Origin of the sequence: Chamaesiphon sp. VAR_48_metabat_135_sub, from assembly GCF_031418915.1 — a bacterium.
Classification (GTDB): Bacteria; Cyanobacteriota; Cyanobacteriia; order Cyanobacteriales; family Chamaesiphonaceae; genus Chamaesiphon.
Map to the genome: position 1 here is coordinate 1 of NZ_JANOJV010000246.1, position 3,785 is coordinate 3,785.

At 43.3% G+C, this 3,785-nt stretch carries 2 protein-coding genes and 1 tRNA gene; 1 reads left to right on the forward strand and 2 read right to left on the reverse strand.

Translation table 11 applies throughout. The features are described 5' to 3' along the window. Positions 1-68 precede the first annotated feature (68 nt). A tRNA-Lys gene (locus RMO55_RS17160) sits at positions 69-140 on the forward strand. A gap of 5 nt (positions 141-145) precedes the next feature. On the opposite strand, the gene RMO55_RS17165 is transcribed toward RMO55_RS17160, so the two are convergent. Then, positions 146-919, reverse strand: coding sequence for a SprT family zinc-dependent metalloprotease (locus tag RMO55_RS17165; protein WP_310428502.1), 774 nt, complete (start codon positions 917-919; stop codon positions 146-148). Next, a partial coding sequence (locus RMO55_RS17170) for a type I restriction endonuclease subunit R (RefSeq protein WP_310428504.1) occupies positions 906-3,785 on the reverse strand: 2,880 nt, incomplete at its 5' end. The genes RMO55_RS17170 and RMO55_RS17165, both read right to left, overlap by 14 nt.

The following is a 3,785-nucleotide window of genomic DNA, read 5'->3' on the forward strand; positions in this document are numbered from 1 at the left end:
ATCTTACTGAACTTCTGAGCTTTATTAATAATTAGTAATTCGTTTCTGCTAGAATGGATGGATAACCAGGGTAACTAGCTCAATGGTAGAGCATCGGACTCTTAATCCGTTGGTTCCGAGTTCGAGCCTCGGGTTGCCCATATGCTCAATCCTCGCTCTGCGCGGGTTTTCTAAGTTCTACCTGACAATTCAAACGATCTTTTCGATCGATCCAATCGGGTAGAATACTTGCTAACAGTCGATAAAAGCTGGGCGAGTGATTGGGAAACCGCAGATGACAGAGTTCGTGGATGATGACGTAATCGATACAATCTTTGGTAGCACTAATTAAGAGGGGATTGAGAAAGATTTTACCGTTGGGGGTACAGCTTCCCCAGCGTTTTGACATGGTGCGAAGTTCGATTCCGGTAGTATGTTCGTTGGCGTAGCCTCTCCTATGGAGAATCGCATAAGGAGCAACTAATTTGGTGCAGTATCGATAACGTTCTCTAAATACGGTCGTCGCTCGATCGCGAAACCAATTAGAAATCGATCTTTCTACATATTCTCTGTCAAATGGTGTCGGCGTACTGACTTCTAATCTGCCCTGCCACAGCCGAATTTTGTCAATTTGACTCTCAATTAGTTTTAGGCGATATTGACGACCTAAATAGCGGTAGCCTTCGCCTGAGACACATTCAGCGGCGGGTAAAGGTGGGGCATATCGATCGAACTTATGTTGTTGTCGGGCAATCCAGGCGGCACGGTGAATGACTTTGGATTCGATCGATTCTATTGTTGCACCTGCGGGAGCTTTGACGATAATACTCCGATCGGGATGAACTTCGATCGCGAGGGTTTTGCGGGGGGAATATTCGAGGGCGAAGGTAATATGTTTACTCCCGTAGGGGATGCGATGAATGTTATCAATTAACTTCATAGGTTTTGGCAATACTAAAAATCTTGGGGACTAGTTCGCTTAAATCGCTCCAGGGAATAAATAGATTGTGAGTCTTTTTTAAGTCATGAACTAGATCGTCTATTTCGTCGATCATCCGATTTTGGATGTCTTGGTGATGTTGCCAATCGCGAATTTTATGTTTGGTGATAATGTCTTCAATGCCGATCGATAGTAATATAAATACGTCTGAATTATTGGTATCACTATCTAGTTTATCCCGCAAAACGTTGTAAAATGCCCGTGCTTGGGGGCGGGTTTGTAATGGTGTCGGAACGTTATTTGCACCGCCACTACGGACGGTTTCTAGGTGCGATCGCATTTGTTGGAGATATTCGATATCGCCGAGACGTTTAGCGCGGTGAGCATCGATCGCGGTTTGGATTAGTTGACTCAATCGTAGGTATAATATGGGATCTTCTTCCATCCTTTCGTTGGCGACTTTTTTGATTCTCGCTGCAATTGCATCGGCTTGAGCCGCTGTTCCCACAATGCTTTCAATTTCGGCATTCGATCGATCTAAATCGAAAATATCCACAGGTTCGATAATAGTGATAAATTCTGACGCGCCGATTTCTTTCTCGACCATTCGCCGAATTTGCTCATCAAATTCGGAATAATCTACTTTTTCTCCATACCTAATTTTGACCAAATCTCTCAGTTTAAGCCAAGATTTTAGATCCTGATTGTAGCGGTGTTTAGTCGATTCGGGCGTTTCAGCTTGGAAAGGCGAATTACTGAGAGCGAGGCGGATATTTTTGGCAAAATCTCGCAAGGCTTCATAAAATTCATCGCGCCTATCTTGGGGTTCGAGCCACTGTTGCAAACTTTCGAGATCCTGACGATTGGTGACTCCTTTAAATACATCCCAAACAGCAGCATGTAAAGTAGGAAGTTTAGCAATTTCCACCCGCACATCGATCAAAGCACCTTCAATATCCGCTCGATCGAACCCTTCCCGCTCCAGGGCGGCGTAGATTTCCAGAGCTTGATTCATTTCGCCAAAAATGCCCCGATAGTCGATTACCAGCCCGTAATCCTTGCCCTCGAATACCCGATTTACTCGCGCGATCGCTTGCAAGATATTATGTTCTTTGAGTCGTTTATCGATGTACAAAACCGCATTGCGGGGCGCATCGAAACCAGTTAGTAATTTATCGACGACGATTAATAAATCTGGCGCGTCTTCCCCATCGCCGCTCTTAAATTTCTCAATTAGTTTGTCTTGATAATTCTTCGGCGTACCATAAATCGCCATCATATCCTTCCAAAAGCGTTGCACTTCCGAGATGTCGGCTTCCTTGACACTATCATTATCTTCGCGGGTATCTGGGGGCGAAATAATTACCTCTGCTCTGACTTTTTTCCAATCATTAATTAATCTTTGATAAGTAATCGCGGCGCGTTTGCTAGATGTGGCGAATTGTCCTTTTAAGCCCGTACCTTTAAAATATTTAGCAAAATGCTCACTGATATCGTAAGCAACTTCTTTCATTCTTGCTTCGGATTCATACAGCGGTTCGGCACTTTTGAACTTCCGTTTTAAGTCGGCTTTTTGTTCAGAATTCAAGTCTACTGTAATGCGATCGAACCATTTATCGACAGCTTCAGTATTTTTAAATTCGCTCTCTCTACCTTCATAAACGATCGGGACTACCGCCTTATCTCCCACGGCTTTGGGCATAGTATAAGAGTGAATAAAGCCACCGAATTTCTGGGCGGTACTTTTATCCTTTTTCAGTAACGGCGTACCTGTAAAGCCGATATAACAGGCATGGGGGAACACATTTCGCATCTTTGCATGAATTTGTCCGTACTGAGAGCGATGGGATTCATCGACGAGGACAAATATATTCGGGCTAGAATTTACACCCTTTTCTCTCGCTACCGTATCGAATTTATCGATCACAGTAGTAATAATTTCGGCTTTGGGTAAATTCAGAAATTCTAGCAACTCTTTACCGCTACGCGCTTGAGTTACAGGTAAATTGCATTTACTAAAAGTTGTTGTTAATTGATCGTCTAAATCGATGCGATCGTTAACTAGAATAATCTTCGGATTGAGAATGCTTGGCTCTCTCACTAAAGCCTTCGCTAACATCACCATCGTCAACGATTTCCCGCTCCCCGTTGTATGCCAAATTACGCCACCTTGACGTGAAAGATCTCCGCGTACTTGCTTGACTCGATCGATTGTAGCTTTGACAGCAAAATACTGTTGATAACGGGCGATCTTTTTGGTGCCATTATCAAACAAAATGTAACCATGAATGATATCTAATAACCGCGCTGGCTGAAGTAAACTATAAAGCAACCGATCTTGAGCTGATACTTCCCTAATTCCCGCCGCCCATAATTCTTTAATCTTTGACTGCACCCAAACTTCGCGCCAGTTTAGTAATTTTTGACTCTGTACTTGAGATAAAGGCACATTAATTAAAGCATAAAGTTCCGCTGCAAAAGTTTCGGGATTTATTTCTTCCTTCCACACTGCCCAAAATTCTTTGTCAGTATAAGTTGTACCATATTGAGCAGCATTTTGCGCGATCGCTAGCAAGATCTGAGTGACACAAAAAAAGTGCGGAATCTCATCAGGGCGATGATTCCGCAGATGTTGACTAATTGCATCGCCAATTGGATCGTTTAGATCTGGGCGTTTACATTCGATCGCGACTAACGGAATCCCATTCACAAAAACAACAATATCAGGGCGACGAGTTTGGGTACTATTGAGACGTTCGATCTCAAATTCATCGGTGACATGATAGACATTATTCGCGGGATTTCCCCAGTCGATATATTTAAGTTGATGGCTTTTCTTATCACCATCGATCGTTTGTTCGAGACT